14 protein-coding genes and 1 pseudogene are annotated in these 15271 nt (G+C 73.5%); 4 read left to right on the top strand and 11 right to left on the bottom strand.

Annotated elements, in window-relative coordinates; all coding sequences use genetic code 11:
* Positions 1–1787: M48 family metallopeptidase (locus MNY60_RS21015; RefSeq protein WP_242361765.1), on the bottom strand; the 1787-nt coding region annotated here is incomplete at its 3' end.
* 338 nt (positions 1788–2125) lie between these two features.
* On the opposite strand from MNY60_RS21015, the gene MNY60_RS21020 reads away from it, so the two are divergent.
* Positions 2126–2527 carry an SRPBCC family protein gene (locus tag MNY60_RS21020; protein WP_242361767.1) on the top strand — a complete coding sequence of 134 codons (402 nt, stop codon included), beginning with the start codon at positions 2126–2128 and terminating at the stop codon, positions 2525–2527.
* A 28-nt stretch (positions 2528–2555) separates the two neighbouring features.
* Here MNY60_RS21020 and MNY60_RS21025 read toward each other — a convergent pair whose 3' ends face one another.
* Positions 2556–4004 carry a tetratricopeptide repeat protein gene (locus MNY60_RS21025; protein WP_242361769.1) on the bottom strand — a complete coding sequence of 483 codons (1449 nt, stop codon included), beginning with the start codon at positions 4002–4004 and terminating at the stop codon, positions 2556–2558.
* A 262-nt stretch (positions 4005–4266) separates the two neighbouring features.
* Here MNY60_RS21025 and MNY60_RS21030 point away from each other — a divergent pair, with 262 nt between their 5' ends.
* Positions 4267–5298 carry an ornithine cyclodeaminase family protein gene (locus MNY60_RS21030; protein ID WP_242361771.1) on the top strand — a complete coding sequence of 344 codons (1032 nt, stop codon included), beginning with the start codon at positions 4267–4269 and terminating at the stop codon, positions 5296–5298.
* 34 nt (positions 5299–5332) lie between these two features.
* On the opposite strand, the gene MNY60_RS21035 is transcribed toward MNY60_RS21030, so the two are convergent.
* From MNY60_RS21035 to MNY60_RS21060, 6 genes and pseudogenes are all read right to left on the bottom strand, one after another.
* Positions 5333–5518, bottom strand: coding sequence for a hypothetical protein (locus MNY60_RS21035; RefSeq protein ID WP_242361773.1), 186 nt, complete (start codon positions 5516–5518; stop codon positions 5333–5335).
* Between the two features lie 56 nt (positions 5519–5574).
* Positions 5575–6045: a hypothetical protein gene (locus MNY60_RS21040; protein ID WP_242361777.1), complete on the bottom strand. Its 471-nt coding sequence runs from the start codon at positions 6043–6045 to the stop codon at positions 5575–5577.
* A gap of 148 nt (positions 6046–6193) precedes the next feature.
* Positions 6194–7090, bottom strand: a complete 897-nt coding sequence (locus MNY60_RS21045; protein ID WP_242361780.1) for a hypothetical protein — start codon at positions 7088–7090, stop codon at positions 6194–6196.
* A gap of 259 nt (positions 7091–7349) precedes the next feature.
* Positions 7350–7601, bottom strand: a pseudogene (locus tag MNY60_RS21050) (JAB domain-containing protein); the annotation flags it as partial.
* A gap of 284 nt (positions 7602–7885) precedes the next feature.
* Positions 7886–8389 (bottom strand): hypothetical protein, encoded by a 504-nt coding sequence (locus MNY60_RS21055; RefSeq protein WP_242361783.1) that lies wholly within the window; start codon positions 8387–8389, stop codon positions 7886–7888.
* A gap of 467 nt (positions 8390–8856) precedes the next feature.
* Entirely contained in the window at positions 8857–9414 is a 558-nt protein-coding gene (locus MNY60_RS21060) for a cysteine hydrolase family protein (protein ID WP_242361784.1), read from the bottom strand.
* A 148-nt stretch (positions 9415–9562) separates the two neighbouring features.
* Here MNY60_RS21060 and MNY60_RS21065 point away from each other — a divergent pair, with 148 nt between their 5' ends.
* Positions 9563–10186 (top strand): hypothetical protein, encoded by a 624-nt coding sequence (locus tag MNY60_RS21065; RefSeq protein ID WP_242341102.1) that lies wholly within the window; start codon positions 9563–9565, stop codon positions 10184–10186.
* 119 nt (positions 10187–10305) lie between these two features.
* Here the strand turns inward: MNY60_RS21065 and MNY60_RS21070 are convergent, their stop codons facing one another.
* Together MNY60_RS21070 and dacB are read right to left on the bottom strand one after the other, a co-directional pair.
* On the bottom strand, positions 10306–10785 hold the full coding sequence (locus MNY60_RS21070; RefSeq protein ID WP_242341103.1) for a single-stranded DNA-binding protein: 480 nt from the start codon (positions 10783–10785) through the stop codon (positions 10306–10308).
* A 204-nt stretch (positions 10786–10989) separates the two neighbouring features.
* Positions 10990–13170 (bottom strand): D-alanyl-D-alanine carboxypeptidase/D-alanyl-D-alanine-endopeptidase, encoded by a 2181-nt coding sequence (dacB, locus tag MNY60_RS21075; protein WP_242341104.1) that lies wholly within the window; start codon positions 13168–13170, stop codon positions 10990–10992.
* A 139-nt stretch (positions 13171–13309) separates the two neighbouring features.
* Here dacB and MNY60_RS21080 point away from each other — a divergent pair, with 139 nt between their 5' ends.
* Positions 13310–13855 (top strand): Fur family transcriptional regulator, encoded by a 546-nt coding sequence (locus tag MNY60_RS21080; RefSeq protein ID WP_242341105.1) that lies wholly within the window; start codon positions 13310–13312, stop codon positions 13853–13855.
* 43 nt (positions 13856–13898) lie between these two features.
* Here the strand turns inward: MNY60_RS21080 and MNY60_RS21085 are convergent.
* On the bottom strand, positions 13899–15271 hold a 1373-nt coding region (locus tag MNY60_RS21085; RefSeq protein ID WP_242361786.1), incomplete at its 5' end, for a type VI secretion system protein.

Here is a 15271-nt window from a genome sequence, read left to right on the forward strand (position 1 = left end):
AGGCGCGCGGCGGCGGCGGCCGGCTCGCCCCGCGCGACCTCGACGCGGGCGGCGACGAGCTGGAAGCGGAGGCGGAGGTCGCGCGGCGGCGCGCTGCCGGGGTCCGCCTCCACGGCGGCGAGCTCGCGCGCGGAGGCGTCGAGGTCCCTGCCGAGCGCGAGGCGCGCCTCGGCGGCGCCCACGACCGAGCGCGGGTGGGTGGCGTGGGCGCCGAGCGCGGCGCCGTAGAGGGCGAGCGCGCGGTCCGCGTCGCCTTCGCGCAGCGCGAGGTCGCCGAGGTCCGCGAGTGCGCGGAGGAGCGGCGGGTTCGAGCGCGCCGCGATCTCCAGCCGTCCGCGGCCCGCCTCGAGCTCGCCGCGGCCCACGAGCACGCGCCCCGCGAGCGCCTGGACGAGCGGGGGGGACGACGGGTGGGCGTCGAGGAGCGAGGCCTCGGCGGCCTTCACCTCGTCGGGCGTCGCAGCGAGCAGGTACTCCGCCGCCCGGCCACCGTCGCCGGAGCGCGGATCCCGGGCGAGCTCCGCCGCGAGCCGGCGCGCCCCGTCGTCGCCGTGCTCGGCGGCGAGCACCGCCGCGACCTGCGCGGAGAGCGAGACGAGCTCCGGGTCGTCCGAGGCGCGGCGGGCCTCCGACAGGAGCCGGGCGGCCTCGCCGAGCGAGCCGAGGGTGTCGCGGCCGAGGCCCGCGCGCGCGCGGACCGCCGCGGTCGCGGCGAGCGCCGTGGCGCGGCGGGCGTCCGCCACGAGGTAGACGGCGGCGGCGGCGCCGATCGCGAGCACGAGCGCCGCGGCGCCGAGGACGCGGCGGTTCAGCCGCACCCGGGACGCGGGCGCCACGGGCGTCTCCGCGAGGAGCTTCTGCCGCAGCTCCTCGGCGAACTGCTGCGCGAGCCGGTCGGCCTCGGCGGCGCTCGGAGCCGGCGCGGCCGCGCGCGGCGCGCTCGGCCGGGAGGCGGAGGAGGGTCCGATGACGTCGCGGGTGGACTCGCCCGGGATCATGTAGAGGACGGACCGCTCCGCATCGGCGCGGAGCGGCGGAGGCGTCGGCGGGGCGCGCAGCGGGGGCGGGGTGGGCGGCGCCGCCGGGGTGCCGGGGCTTGCGTCGCTGTCGCTCGACGGGCCCGGTGCGGAGGGCGCGACGCGCGAGAGGACGGGCGGGGGAGGGCGCGAGCTCTCGGCGCCGGGCTCCGCCTCGCCGCCACCAGTAGCGGTCGAGGTCGGGGTCGGGTTCGGGGTCGCGGGCGCGGTCGGGCTCGCGGTCGCGGTCGGCGTCCCGGTCGCGGTCGGCGTCGCGGTCCGCGCCTTCCTCGAGATCCCGAGCGCGACCGTCGTCTCGTCGTCGTCCTCGGCGGCGGCGCGCGCGGGCGCCGACGGCGGCGTCACCCCGAGCTGCCGCCGCGCCTGCTCCACCCAGCCGCGCACGCGTGTGTCGGCCGGCTGGAGCTCGAGGGCGCGCTCGAGATACGGCAGCGCCTCGGCGTGGAGCTTCTTCGCGAGCAGCGCCTCGCCGACGAGGTTGAAGGCGTATGGGCTCGACGCGTCGACCGCGACGGCGGCCTCGAACTGCGCGAGCGCGCCCGCCGGCTCGCCCGTCTCGAGGAGCGCGCGACCCCAGACCACGCGCCCGAGGATCGACGAGGGGTGGTGCTCGAGGCCGCGGCGGCAGACCTCCGCCGCCCGCGTCGCCTCGCCACGCTCGACGAGCGCCTTCGCGAGCTCGACGAAGATGCGCGACCGGGGATCTGCGGCGAGGATCTGCTCGTATTTCTCGACGATGGACGGGGGCATGCGGAGGGGCCTGGAGCCTACCAACCCAAGGTCGGTGCGGACAGTCTTCGTCCGCAACCCGCCGGCCGGGGAGGTCGGCGGAGGTGGGGGCGGCACCCCGCCACGCTCCGTTCACGTGCGTGTGTGGGCGGGAGTGCCCGCCAGAGGCGCTTGCAGAGCGGGGCGCGGCGATCGTTCGCGGCGGAGCGCTCGCTCTCGCGCACGCGACGTTGGGGTCCGGCGAGGAGCGGAACCCGCGCGGACGGCGCCGCGGCTCGTCCTTTGGCGCGCCCCGTTTCGCTGGCGGGGCTCACCTCCTGCGGTTACGGCGAGCGGAGCCCGGCGAAAGGACCGAGCCGATGGGCACCCTCCACGAGGTCCGGCACGTCAGCATCTCGATCGATCGCCCGCCGGGCGAGGTCTACGCGTTCGCGTCCAACCCGGAGAACCTGCCGCGCTGGGCCACGGGGCTCGCGGGCACGATCGCCCACGTGAACGGAGAGTGGATCGCGGACGCCCCGGCGGGAAAGGTGAAGGTCAGGTTCGCGCCGCGGAACGACCTCGGAGTCCTGGACCACGACGTCGTGCTGGCGTCCGGTGAGCGGGTTCACGTCTCGATGCGAGTGGTCGAGAACGGCGACGGGAGCGAGGTCGTCTTCACGCTCCTCCGTCAGGAGGGCACGTCCGACGAGAGGCTCGCGGAGGACGCGCGCTGGGTGGAGCGGGACCTGAACGCCCTGAAGCGGCTGCTCGAGCAGTGAGCTCCGGAATCGACGCTGACGTGATCGCTCACGCGCTGCTTGCGGCCCGCCCGCGGCGCCACTGCTTCAGCCCCTCTCGCAGGAGGAAGGCCGCGATCGCCGCGAAGCCGAGCAGCACGACCACGAACAGCCGGCTCTCGGAGGGGCCGCATTCGGTGCAGAGCCTCGGCGGATCGCCCGCTGGAACCGGGAAGCCGGCGCCGTCCAGCGTCGCCGCGAGCCGCGGCACCAGCTCGATGAGAACGCCGCGCAGACCGGCCTGCGCGGCCGAGCAGTCCACCGGGTCGGCGAAGCTCGCCAGGAACGGCCGCCCGCCGGTGCTCAGGCCCGCATAGAAGGTGCCGGCACGAACCTCCCGGCGGGAGTCGCAGACGAGCGTGGCATCGCTAAGCGCCACCCACTCTCCCGGGCGCGCCTCCTCGAGCGAGGTGCGCCGCGGTTCCGGAGGGAAGGCGAGCCACTGCCGCACCACCATGATCTCGAGCACCAGGCTGGCCGCCAGCGTCAGCGCCCCGAACGCTGCGAGGCCGGCGCCGAGGCGGCGAGTCCAGGGCCCGCCGGGGATCCGGTCCGCATGCAGGTCGGCCGCGACTCGACCGCGGAGCGCGTGAGTCTCGGGGTCGACGACGGCCAGTCGCCGCAACCCCGAGCGCACGACCCAGCTCATCGCGACGAGGTAAATCGCCGCGAGTCCCACCCCGCCCCAGAGCGTCCAGCTGGCCTCGCTGTTCGAGTGGAGGCGATGCCAGGTGAGTCCGGCAACCCCCACGCCGACCGCGAGCCCGAGCCAGGCGACCCAGCGTGATCGCATGACCGGGTTGGAGACGGCGAACGCGTTAACCTTCGCCTGCCGCAGGCCTGGGTCGATGGCCAGCGCCGCCTTGAAAGCCCGGGCCGCGTCGTCGAGCCGGCGGAGCTTCATCAGCGCCACGCCGAGATTGTTGAGCGTGAGCGGCCGCTCGGGGTCGAGGGTCAGGCTGGCCCGGTAGTGTGCCTCCGCCGTCGCGGGGGACTCCTTCAACCAGGTGTCGCCCAGGTGGGCACGGTACTCGTGCACCTCCGGAGCGAGCATCACCGCCTCCTCCGCAGCGGCTCGCGCCTCCCGGATCCGTCGCAGCGCAAGGAGCGCCAGGGAACGTACGTGGTGCCCTCCGGGCGAACGAGGGTCGAGCCGAAGGGCCGCGCCAGCTGCCGCGAGCGCGGCCTCGTGGCGCCCTGCCTGCCAGAGCGCGAGCGCGCGAACCCGATGGAGCCACTCCGACGTCGGATGGAGCGAGAGACCGGCCTCGACGGCCGCCACGCCCTCATCGAATCGGCCCTGGCCACCGAGTGCACGGGCCAGCAGCCCGTGGCCGCGTTCGCTCTCCGGCGCCGCCCCGAGCGCGTCGCGTGCGAGGCGCTCCGCCTCGGCGTGGCGCCCGACGGAGAGGAGGGCGTCGGCGTGATCCAGCAGCGGCTCGGCGTGGCGGCTCGTCAACGCGGTGTTCGTCAGTGGGAGGCGTTTCGCCGGCTCTTCGGACCTGGACTCATGGGGGATCGGAGGCCGCGCCGACCGTTGGCTCGGCCGGATGTTACTACGTCGCTCGCCGGCAACCGCCCGCGAGATCCAGGGCGGCCGCTGTATTGCCTCAGGTCGAGCGCGTACACGGCGCGCATCCCCGCCGACGAGACGCGTGCGCCGGGGCCGCGGCGCGCTAAGGACTCGCACGTGGAGAGCCTCTCGCCCCCGGAGGTTCGAGGTGGATCCTCACGAGGTCCTGATCCTGTCGCAGCAGGACGTGACGGCGCTCCTGCCGATGCAGGAGTGCATCGAGGTCATGGCCGAGGCACTCGGCGCGCTGTCGCGAGGTGAGGCGCATGTGCCCGTGCGGTCGATGCTGGCCTTCCCTGACGGCCGCGGGCTGCTCGCGGTCATGCCCGGTCTTCACCCTGCTGCGGGCGCGTTCGGGCTGAAGGTCGTCGCCGTGATGCAGGAGAACGAGGGCACCGCGTTCGACTCGCACCAAGGCGCGGTGCTCCTCTTCGAGGCGCGCCACGGCAGCCTGCGCGCGATCCTGGACGGCAGCGCGGTCACCGCCATCCGCACCGCAGCGGTGAGCGCGGTGGCGACCCGCGTGCTCGCGCGGCCGGACGCCGGCGATCTCGCGCTCCTCGGGTCCGGAGTGCAGGCCTCCAGCCATCTGGAGGCGATGAAGCTCGTGCGGCGCCTGCGGCGGGTGCGCGTCTGGAGCCGCGACGTCGAGCACGCCCGCCGCTTCGCGACACGCGAGGGCGCCCGGCACGGGCTCGCCATCGAGCCGGTGCCGGACGCGCGCGAGGCCGTGGCGGGCGCCGACCTCGTGTGCACCGTCACCTCCTCGCGGACGCCCGTCCTCGCGGGCGCTTGGCTCTCTCCGGGCGTGCACGTGAACGCGGTCGGGACCGCGCTCCCGACCGCGCGCGAGCTGGACACCGAGGCGGTGCGGCGCGCGCGCCTCTTCGTGGATCGCCGCGAGTCGGCCCAGCACGAGGCCGGCGAGTACCTCATCCCGCTCGCGGAGCGGGCCATCACGCCCGATCACCTGCGTGGCGAGCTGGGCGACGTGCTCCTCGGGCGCGTCCCCGGCCGGACCTCTGCCGGCGAGATCACGGTGTTCAAGTCGCTGGGGCTCGCGATCGAGGACCTCGCGGCGGCCGAGCACGTGAACGCCAGGGCGCGCGCGACGGGGCGCGGCGTCCGGGTCGAGCTCGGTGGGCTGCGCGTCACTGCGGACGCCCGCGGCCCGGCGTGAGCGAGAGATCTCGCAGCGGTCTTTCTCGGGGGCTCTACTCGCCGGCCCATGCCTCCAGCGGCAGCCCGGCCGCGGACCTCACCGTCACCGCGGCGCTGCCGGCGTCGAACCCGTCGAGCGTGTCGTTGAGGTGGGCGATGATCTGGTCCGCGCTGAGGGCGCCGCTGTCCGCGGTGGCGTGGGCATCGCCGACCAGGACCACGTCGTAGCCGAGCGACACGGCGCGACGACACCGGCGGATACGAGAAGCGAACTCGCGACGGCGCGGCCGGACAACTACGGGCGCCAGGCGGGTTCGGCCAAGAATACCGCGGCGCACGTTCTCGCGGCATCGATCAGGGTAGCCCAATACCTTTCGGACTCGAGCATCGTGAACACGCGCGGCGCCGGCGGTCGTTCTTCAAGGAGCATCGCGACGCGCTCCTGGTGTTCCAGCGGCCGACCGACCCGCGACTGGATTGTTTGCACGACCTCGCTCGGAGTCGACTCGCGACAGAGGCTCGCGCTCGCAAGCGCATCGACCGCGTCGTCCTCGAACCTGTCCTCCAGAAAATTGAATAACGCATGGACCCAGAATGCTCCGAGCGAGCCGAAGTGGTCCTTCCTGTGCGTGCCGTACAACACGAGCTGGACACCGGTTGGTGTGGTGTCACCCCACTCTGTCCAGATCGGCTCCGACGATGGTGCTCGAAAAGTCGGAACGTAAGCGTGGATCTCCGATCTCAGCAGCAAATCGACTTGGGTCACGCCGTCCTCGCGACGTCATTGCCACATGACAAGACGACGCTTCATCGACGAACGACTGCCGTCGCGATGTTCAGCTGCGTCAGGAAAAAGAGCACCGTGGATGACCCAGTAGCTGCAGAAAGTACCTGGAGGCGGCAGACGCCGCCGGTCACATCGACTTCTTGAAGGACTGGGACACGAAGTTCCATACCCTCCACTGGCCTCGTTCCTGCGCCAAGCCAACCTGCTCTAGAGCATGGCCAAAGGAACCCGCCTGCACATCGAACATGACGAGCACACCACGTCCGCCGGGAAGCGATGGGTTGGCCTGAGCCTGCATGCGGTAGAGCTCTCGATGAGCGGCGGAGCTGTTCGGTCCCGCTCGGCTAGCGACGAAGCGCTCGAATCGGGCTCCATTGGCCGATACCTCAGCGGCGTAGTGGTCGCTCATCTTGGCGAGCAGTGCGCCTGCGTTCCCGGCATCTAGCGCTGCCATCCACTGTTCCGCCACGTGCGCGGCCGCAGCCAGCGCCGCTGGATCGAACGGGTAGGCAGGGTCATCGATCGAGGGGATGGGCCCGCTGCCGATCGTCTTCGTGCGCTCCGGCGGCACCATCACTCTCCGCCATCGACCATCTTGGAGCGAGAAGGTGATGGGGTAGCCGATGGCCAAGTTGAAGGCGCGACTGGGAACGAAGTCGAGCATCTCGAGCACGACCACATGCGTCTCGCCGTCCATCTGAAACTGCGGCCCCATTGCCAGCATCAGTTCGTCGGCGGCGTGCCGAGCCACCGCGTGGTCCCGGCTATCCCCGAGGTAAGTCAGTTTGCTGCCGATCTTCGCTCCCGCGCTGTCGGTAACGGGGCCCTTCCAGATGACGCGAAACACGCGCCCCGTACTGACCGCCAGATAGCTCGTCGGGACGAAGGAGAGCTGCTGAGTTGAACGATCGGCGAGGAGGCTGTGCCGCGATGGCGCAGCCCCCAACAGCCCCAAGACCAGCACGGCCAGTGGCGCTCGAGAAGCCATCGCCCGCATGGACGCCTTGGAGAGTAGCGCTCGCATTCAGCGGAGCATAGCAGAGCGCTGGCCGAGCGACCCGTGGGTCGCCACGCTCGCCGGGTGAAATCCGGGTGAAAGAACTAGGGGTGCATCCGCCGCTCCTCATCGTGGGTTTCAGGTACGCCAGCATGGCGTCGAGCCGGCCCTCGCCGGGCGGGGCCGGGGTCAGCTCCGGCGCTCCGTCGCCGGCCTGGGCTCGACGCCGGCTGCGGCGCGCTTGGCGGTCTTCCGGGTCTTCTCTAGGCAGCCCAGTGCGCGTCCCCTACCTCCGCCAACGGCCCGCTCGACGAATGAGAAGTATCCACCCCGCCACGATGACGTGGTCACGGGCCACCACCCCGACCAGCTCAGACGCGGCGCGCAGCCGCTCGGTGAGGTCCCCGTCATCAACGCTCGCGGTAGGGTCCCCGCTTGGATGATTGTGGACGAAGATGACGCCGTGCGCGCCGATGCGGACGGGCTCGCGCAACGCATCCCTCGGTGACGCGGGGCACTCCGTGAGCGACCCCTCGGCGGAGCTCCGCGTCGGACAGCACGCGGACGCCGAACTGAAGCCGACCCGCGCCCGCCTCATAGCGTTGCCTCTTGCCTCGTTATGTGAACGGATCGCGGAGCGGATCGCACGCCTGTGGGTCCTCGCGGGGCGAGGTCCGCATAATCCGAACCGCCACATAACGCCGCTTATGGAGAGCTTCCCATAAGTTCGGGCAACAGCTCGAGCCCAGAAGAAACGGAAAACGGCAAAAGGCACGAGGCCCTTCGCGGCTCCGACGGCGCGGGCAATCGTCTCGCCGCGGCTCAGCCGCGGATCATGGGGTTCCGCGCCGTGCCGGCGGGCAGGCCGCTGAGCTGAGCCCAGTGGCGGTCTCCGGGAAAGTGCGCCGCGAGAGCGAGCCAGGAGAGCGCGTACGGCGCGAGCGCGAGCACCTTCCCGGTCTGCATGAACACGATGATCGCGGCGAGCGCACCGCCCTCGCAGAGGGCGCACGCCACGACGAGCCGCGCGACGGCGTCCGCCTCGGGGCCCGGCGGAAATGCGGGGGCGCCCCGCTGAGCGACGCCGCCCTGCGCAGGCCGCACGATCCGCATCCGGGCGGCCCAGAGCCACGACAGGGCCATGGTGACCACGGAGAGGGCGAGCGAGCCCCCGATCAGCGCCGGCTCGGCGAGCGGTGCACCGAGCCCGGCTCCGCCCCGGAGTGACACGACGAGGAAGAGCGCGACGCCGAGAAACACCGTCGGGCCCGCGAGAAGCGCCGCCCAGATGATGGTCGCGACGACACGAGGACTCTGCTGCGCCATGCGCTCCTCCAGCGATGACTCGGATACTCGACTCACAGTCTACTCCTTCCCCAACTCCTCGGGGACGGCGAACACTTCGCCGGAAACGCGAAGCCCCGGTCACCATTCGGCGACCGAAGCTCCAGGGCTGGATGCGAGGGCATGCAGGTCGAGCTTGACGGACTGACTCAGCGCTACGGCAAGCCCTGCCGATGAAGCTCGGATTCAGAAACGGCAGAAGGCACGAGGCCTTCCGCCGCTCTGCTGACGCCGACGTACGGGTCGAGAATAGAACGGAATGTCGTCCGACCCGCCGCCGCCGCGACCGCCGCCGCGACCGCCGCCGCAGCCGAGGAAGCGGACCGTCTCGGCGACGACCACCTTGTAGCGCTCCTGTTCGTGGATCGCCGCGAGTGGGCCGAGCACGAGGCCGGCGAGTACTTCATCCCGCTCGGCCCGGCGTGAGCGAGAGATCTTTCTCGGGGGCTCTACTCGCCGGCCCATGCCTCCAGCGGCAGCCCGGCCGCGGACCTCACCGTCACCGCGGCGCTGCCGGCCTCGAACCCGTCGAGCGTGTCGTTGAGGTGGGCGATGATCTGGTCCGCGACGAGGGCGCCGCTGTCCGCGGTGGCGTGGGCATCGCCGACCAGGACCACGTCGTAGCCCAGCGACACGGCGCGACGACAGGTGGTGTCGACGCAGAACTGGCTCATGCAGCCGGCGACGAGGAGCTGCTTCACCCCGCGGCGATTGAGCTCCGCCTGCAGGGGGGTCTCGAAGAACGCGTCGCAGGCGGTCTTGCGGCACACCGCCGACGGGGGCGTCCGGGCCAGCACCGGGTCGAGCTGCCAGCCCTCGCCGCCCACCTCCAGCCGGTGACCCGGACCGCCGTCGTGCTGCACGTAGATGACCGGGAGGCCGGCTGCGGCGGCGCGGGCGGCGAGCGCGCCGATGCGCTCCAGGATCTCCGGCCAGCGCGGCGAGGTTTGCTTGCCGGCGAAGATCCCCTTTTGCACGTCGATCACCACGAGCGCGGTGCGCGTCATGGGCTCCACTTATCGGTGTGTGCTTGGACCGCGCAAGAGCTCACCGTTGCAGGACGGTTCCTTACGGCGAGCGCTGACCTCCGGTGAAGGGGAAGCCCGGATGGCACGGGTGACTGCGACCGAGGGTTCAGCCACAATCGTCTCACCGATGGCCCCGGCTCCCGACCCGCATCAGCCCGTCATCGTCTCGTACCTGACCCTGCGCCGGGTCGTTGGCGTGCTGGGCGTGTCCCTCCCCGTCGTGATCGCGCTCTGGGGCTTCTCGATCCTCGGGGTCTTCCGCGTCCTGCCCTCGATCAGCGACTACTACGGCCTGCGGACGCGGGACGTCTTCGTCGGCACGCTCTTCACCATCGCCTGGTTCCTCTTCACCTATCGTGGGTACGAGAAGCGGGACGACGTCGCGGGCGACCTCGCCTGCGTCTTCGCGATCGGCACCGCCCTCTTCCCGAACACGGGGACGCGCCTCGAGCAGGTCGCCCACTTCGCCTCGGCCAGCCTGCTCTTCCTCGTGCTCGCCTACTTCTCGCTCTTCCTGTTCACGAAGACGAGCGGCACGCCGACCCGCATGAAGCGGGCGCGCAACGCCGTCTATCGCGCGTGCGGCGTGGTGATGCTCGCGTGCATCGGCCTCATCGGCCTGTACAAGCTCGCGCTCGACGAGACTCCCGTCCAGCAGCTGAAGCCCGTGTTCTGGCTGGAGTCCCTCGCGCTCTGGGCGTTCGGGGTCTCCTGGTTCGTGAAGGGAGAGACCCTCCTCAAGGACCCGTAGCGGGGGGCGGCGCGCGCCCCGGGATTCGTGTCCACCTGCGCGACGGGACCCCTGAAGCGAAAACGGCGAAGACCCTGAGGTCTCCGCCGTCTCCTCGAGCGTTCTCGCTCGGGTTCGGACTAGAACGGAATGTCGTCCGGCCCGCCGCCGCCGCCACCGCCGCCGTGGCCGCCGTCGTCCTCGAAGCCGCCGGGAGGCGTGAGCTCGTCGGGACCGTGACCGCCGCCGCGCGCGCCGCCGCCCGTCCCGCCGCCGCGGCCGCCGCCGGCGCCGCCGCCGAGGAATCGGACCGTCTCGGCGACGACCTTCACCTTGTAGCGCTCCTGGCCGGACGCCTTGTCCTGCCACTTGTCGGTCTTGAGGCGGCCCTCGACGTAGACCTGGCGGCCCTTCGCCAGGTACTCACCGCACTGCTCGGCCTGCTTCCCCCAGACCTCGACGTCGTGCCACTCCGTCTCCTCCTTCTTCTGGCCGGACTGCTTGTCGGTCCAGGAGCGGGAGGTGGCGATGCGGAGGTTCGCGACCGCCTGGCCGCCGGACGTGTACCGGACCTCGGGATCCTTCCCGAGATTCCCGACGAGGATGACCCTGTTCACCATGGCGCCGCTCTCCTTTTCCGCGTGGCCGACGGCTTGTCCGCCGGCGTCTGAAATCGGCGGTATGTCCGCCGGCGTCGTGAGGCCGGCTCGTGGGCCGGCTTCGTCGAACTCGGCGGGCCGCGCACCGTGCGTCGCACGCCGTGCAGGTAGGTCTAGCAGGGCGCTCTGACGTCGCCCCCGGGATCGGCGCGCGGGCCTGCGGCCTCACCTTCGCGGCGTGGCCGGGGCCGTGGAGGCGGGCAGGAGGGCGGGCGCCGCGCGGACCGCGGCGCCGGCCTGGAGCGCCGCCTCGAGGCGCGGCTCGAGCGCCCGCGCGAACGCGCCCGCGTCCCCCGGCTTCTCGCCCGCCGCGCGCAGCGCCTCGCGGAACGGCCGCTCACCCTCCTCGGCGCCGGCGAGCCCGCGCGCGAGGACCGAGATCGTCGCCTCCTGGAGCGGCGCGGGCGCCGCCCGCAGCGCCGTGAGGATCTCCTCGGGCGCGCTCGACGCCACGGCCCCCATGACCTCGGCGAGCGCGGCCCCGAGCCGGGCGTCGCTCACCGCCGCCGGCGCGAGCTCGAGGAGCCGCGCGAGCGCGTCGGCCTCGCCCTCGGCGGCGAGATCCCCGAGCGACGGGAGCACCGGCACGGGCTCGTCGGGCCCGAGCGCGGCGAGGAGCCGCCCGAGCGCCTGGGGGTCCGAGGTCGCGGCGTCGAGGAAGGCGCGCCGGGCCGTCTCGCCGTCCGGCTCGGAGAGGTAGATGCTCTCGGCGACCGCGAGCCGGAGGGCGGGGTCGCTCTCGGTGCGCAGCGCGGTGCGGAGGAACGAGACGTTGCGCGGGTCGGCGGCGCGTCCGAGGCCGTAATAGGTGCGGACCGCGACGGCGAGATCGGCGGGCGTCGCCACCGGGACGGCGGTCCCCTCCGGCGCGTTCGCGAGCGCCACCGCGGCCTCGAGCCCCTCGCGCGTCCCGCCGCTCGCGGCGATGGCGGTGCCGAGCGCGTCCACCGCGCGGACGACGCCCGCGTGGCGGCCGGGGTAGTCGTTCACGATGACGGCGAAGGCGAGCGTCCGCCGCCCGGCGGTCTCGACGTAGCCGGAGAGGCTCGTCACGTTCTCGAGCGTGCCGGTCTTCGCGCGGAGGTGGCCGTCCGCGGCGGTGCCGTCCATGCGCCAGCGGATCGTCCCGTCGCGGCCCGCGACGGGCAGCGACGTCACGTACTCCGCCTGGAGCGGGAAGCGCGCCCACATCGCGCGGAGCAGGGTCACGAGCTGCCTGGCGCTGAAGCGGTTCGTGTCGTTCAGGCCGGAGCCGTTCTTCATCACGTAGGCGCCGCGCGGGACGCCGAGCGTGGCGAGGAACTCCCCCACCGCCTCGATCCCCTTCGGCCAGGAGCCCGGCGCGCCCTTCGCCTCCGCGCCGAGCGTCTTCACGAGCTGCTCGGCGACGAAGTTGTTCGAGTTCTTGTTGAGCCGGCGGACGATCTCCGCGAGCGTGTCCGAGGTGGCGACGTGGACGAGCTTCGCGCCGCGCGGCACCGCGCCGGTGTGGATGGCGCCCATGACCTTCACGCCGCGCAGCTCGAGCAGCCGCGCCAGCGTGTGGCCGAGGTAGCGCGGCGGATCGTCCACCCTCCGCCACACCGGCTGCACGCGGCTGCCGGCGGGCACGGGCCCGGAGATCACGATCCGCTGCCTGCCGCCGGCGAGCGAGGACTCGACGGTCACGTGGCGCCGGCCGCGGGGCCCGACGGTCCGGGTGCGGTTCACCACCTCGAAGAACGGGCTCTGCGGCTCGAGCTCCACGCGGCCCTTCTGGCCTCGGCCGGCGCCCGGACCGACGTAGACCGCGACGGCGTTCCAGTTGAGCGAGAGCGCGCCGGTGGGCGCGAGGTAGGACCGGTCCCCTTCCTCCTGGTCGTAGCCAGGGCCGTACCGCTCGGCGTCGAACCAGCCGTCGTCGAGCACGACGTCGCCGACCCTGCGGATGCCGAGGTGCGCGAGCTCGCCCGCGATCGCCCAGAGCCGCTCGGTGACGAGCGTGGGGTCCCCGCGGCCGCGGACGTAGAGGGTGCGCACCTGCGGCGAGCGAGCGGAGGGGGCGTCCACCAGGAACTCGGTCGCGAAGCGGTAGCCCGGCCCGAGCCGCGCGAGCGCGGCGGCGGAGGTGACGAGCTTCACGTTCGAGGCGGGGTTGAGGAGCACGTCCGCCTCGCGGGCGTAGAGCACGTCACCCGATGTCACGTCGGCGACGAGCACGCCCGCGCGGGCCCCGGCGAGGGCGCTGCCCTGGACGATGCTGTCGAGCGCGGCCTGGAGGTCGCGCTGCGAAGGGGGCTCTGCGGCGGAGGGAGCGGAGAGGAGGACGGCGAGGGTCGCGGCGGCGGCCCTGACGATGGCAGTCACGGAGGCTCTCTCTTACCGGAAGGGCGGACGCATGGACAGCGTGCGGGGCGCCAGGCGCGGGGAGAACGCCCGGCAGGGCGCCGGCATTTCCGGGGACGTGCGTTGACACGAGAGTCGGTCGCTCGCTAGCGTACGGGCCGTGAGACCGGGTCGCACGGAGGGCGTGGACGCACGGGTCCAGGACGCGCTGGACCGGTTCGAGCGATTTCTCGCGGGGAAGGACCTCCGCCTCACGGAGGCCCGCGCCGCCATCGTCGAGGCCGCGCTCGCGCGCGAGGGGCACTACCCGATCGACGAGCTCATCGCCGACCTGAAGCAGCGCGGCATCCGCGGCTCGAAGGCGACGGTCTACCGCACGCTCCCGCTCCTCGCGGAGGCGGGCATCCTGGAGCCCGCCATCCTCGCCGGGGAGACGCGCAGCTACGAGACGACCTTCGGCCGCCACCACCACGACCACCTGCGCTGCGGGCGGTGCGGCAAGGTGGTCGAGTTCGAGTTCGAGGCCTTCGAGATCCTCCAGCGGGAGGTGGCGACGCGCTACGGGTTCCGGCTCGAGAGCCACCACCACGAGCTCATCGGCACCTGCTCCGAGTGCGTCGCGCGGGAGTCCGTCGCGCGCGCGCCCGAGGGCGACGAGCTCCCCGCCGCGAGCGGGCCCGCCGAGGGCGGACCCGCCGGGCGCTGAACGCTCCTCCGAGGCCGGCCGCGCGTCGAGGCCCCTCGCGCGCTCACGCGCCGATGACCCTGCGGGTCGCCTCCGCGTGCGCGAGCCGCCGCTCCACGCGCAGGGCGAGCTCGCGCCGGGCGCGCTCGACCGCCGGCCGCTCGAGCCCGAGGGCCCGCCCCACGATCGCGTCGAGCTCCCGCTGCGCCGGCCGCGCGAGCATGACCCGCACGTCGGTCGTGACCGGCGCCACGGCGAGCGCCGCGCGGACCGACGCGAGCTCCGCCTCGACCGCCGCGAGCGCCGCCGGCGCGGGGAAGGGGGCCGCGGCGAGGACGCGGCAGTCGACGTCGGCGATGGCCTGCGCGCCGGTGAGCTGCCGCGCGCCCGCGTCGATCGCGAGCCGCACCGGCGTCGCGCCGAGGACGAGCGCCACCTGCCAGGGCGGGAGCTCGCGCGGGAAGAGCGCGTGCCACTTCTTGTCCTCCCACAGCCCCTCCGCGTTCAGGAACGCGAACGCGCGCGCGGCCACCTTGGCGGGGTAGAGCACGGGCGCGGGTCCGCGGCCCGGCACGAGCCGCCACCAGGGGGCGCGCCCGGCGCAGGTCGGGCGGAGGTGGACGCCCGCGGCCTCACCGCGCTGCAGGTACGCGCGCGCCGCGCGGGACGGCTCGAGCGGGCGGAAGAGCACCCGGCCCGGGTCGGCGCGCTCCGGCGCCCGCGCCTCCTTGAGCGACGCGAGGAGCGGGACCACGTCCGAGGGCGCGAGCGCGACCTCGCCGAGGAGCGGCGAGTCGAACCGGCCGCCGCCGAGCGGCCTGAGCTGGAAGAAGGCGTTGCAGCCGGACTTCGTGCCGAAGCGGACGTCGCACACGTCGGCGAGCGTGCGCGCGCCCGCGGGCGCCGCCCGCGTCCGCGGTGCCAGCCGGAGCCGCGGCGAAGAGCTCCCCCGCGCGAGCGCCGCGAGCTCCGCGGGGGCGAGCGCCGCGAGCGGTACCGTCGCCTCCGCGGGCCGCGCGTCGCCGGCGCCCTCGGACCAGACGGACAGGAGCGTGTCCACCGACGCCGCGAAGCTCCCGGCGGCGCGCGAGCGCAGCCGGAGGACGAAGCCGCCCCGGGTGCGGGCGTCCGCGAGGAGCGGCGCGGCCGAGCGGGAGGTGTCGAGCGCGCGCGGCCACACGAGCGCGGCGACCGGCGCGCGCCGGAGCGCCACGGCGGCGAAGTGGGCGGACAGATCGGCCTGGCGCGAGAGGCCGCTCGCGCGGGCGGCGCGCGCCTTCTCCCGCGAGGGGAGGGACTCGTGGCGCAGGAAGGGCGGGTTCGCGAGGACGAGGTCGGCTGGGGGCCAGGCGTCCGCGGAGAGCGCGTCGCGCGCGCGGAGCTCGGCGCGCGCGCCGAGGAGCGCGAGCCGCCCGCGCGTCGCCTCGATGGCGAGCG

Source organism: Anaeromyxobacter sp. SG17 (assembly GCF_022690695.1).
Lineage (GTDB): Bacteria > Myxococcota > Myxococcia > Myxococcales > Anaeromyxobacteraceae > Anaeromyxobacter > Anaeromyxobacter soli.

Bases quoted from the DNA above. Each gene is read 5' to 3' on its own strand.
- MNY60_RS21055 (WP_242361783.1), bottom strand. From the start codon at position 8,389: ATGGCGCAGCAGAGTCCTCGTGTCGTCGCGACCATCATCTGGGCGGCG.
- MNY60_RS21070 (WP_242341103.1), bottom strand. From the start codon at position 10,785: ATGGTGAACAGGGTCATCCTCGTCGGGAATCTCGGGAAGGATCCCGAG.
- MNY60_RS21065 (WP_242341102.1), top strand. From the start codon at position 9,563: ATGGCCCCGGCTCCCGACCCGCATCAGCCCGTCATCGTCTCGTACCTG.
- MNY60_RS21020 (WP_242361767.1), top strand. From the start codon at position 2,126: ATGGGCACCCTCCACGAGGTCCGGCACGTCAGCATCTCGATCGATCGC.
- MNY60_RS21060 (WP_242361784.1), bottom strand. From the start codon at position 9,414: ATGACGCGCACCGCGCTCGTGGTGATCGACGTGCAAAAGGGGATCTTC.
- MNY60_RS21045 (WP_242361780.1), bottom strand. From the start codon at position 7,090: ATGCGAGCGCTACTCTCCAAGGCGTCCATGCGGGCGATGGCTTCTCGA.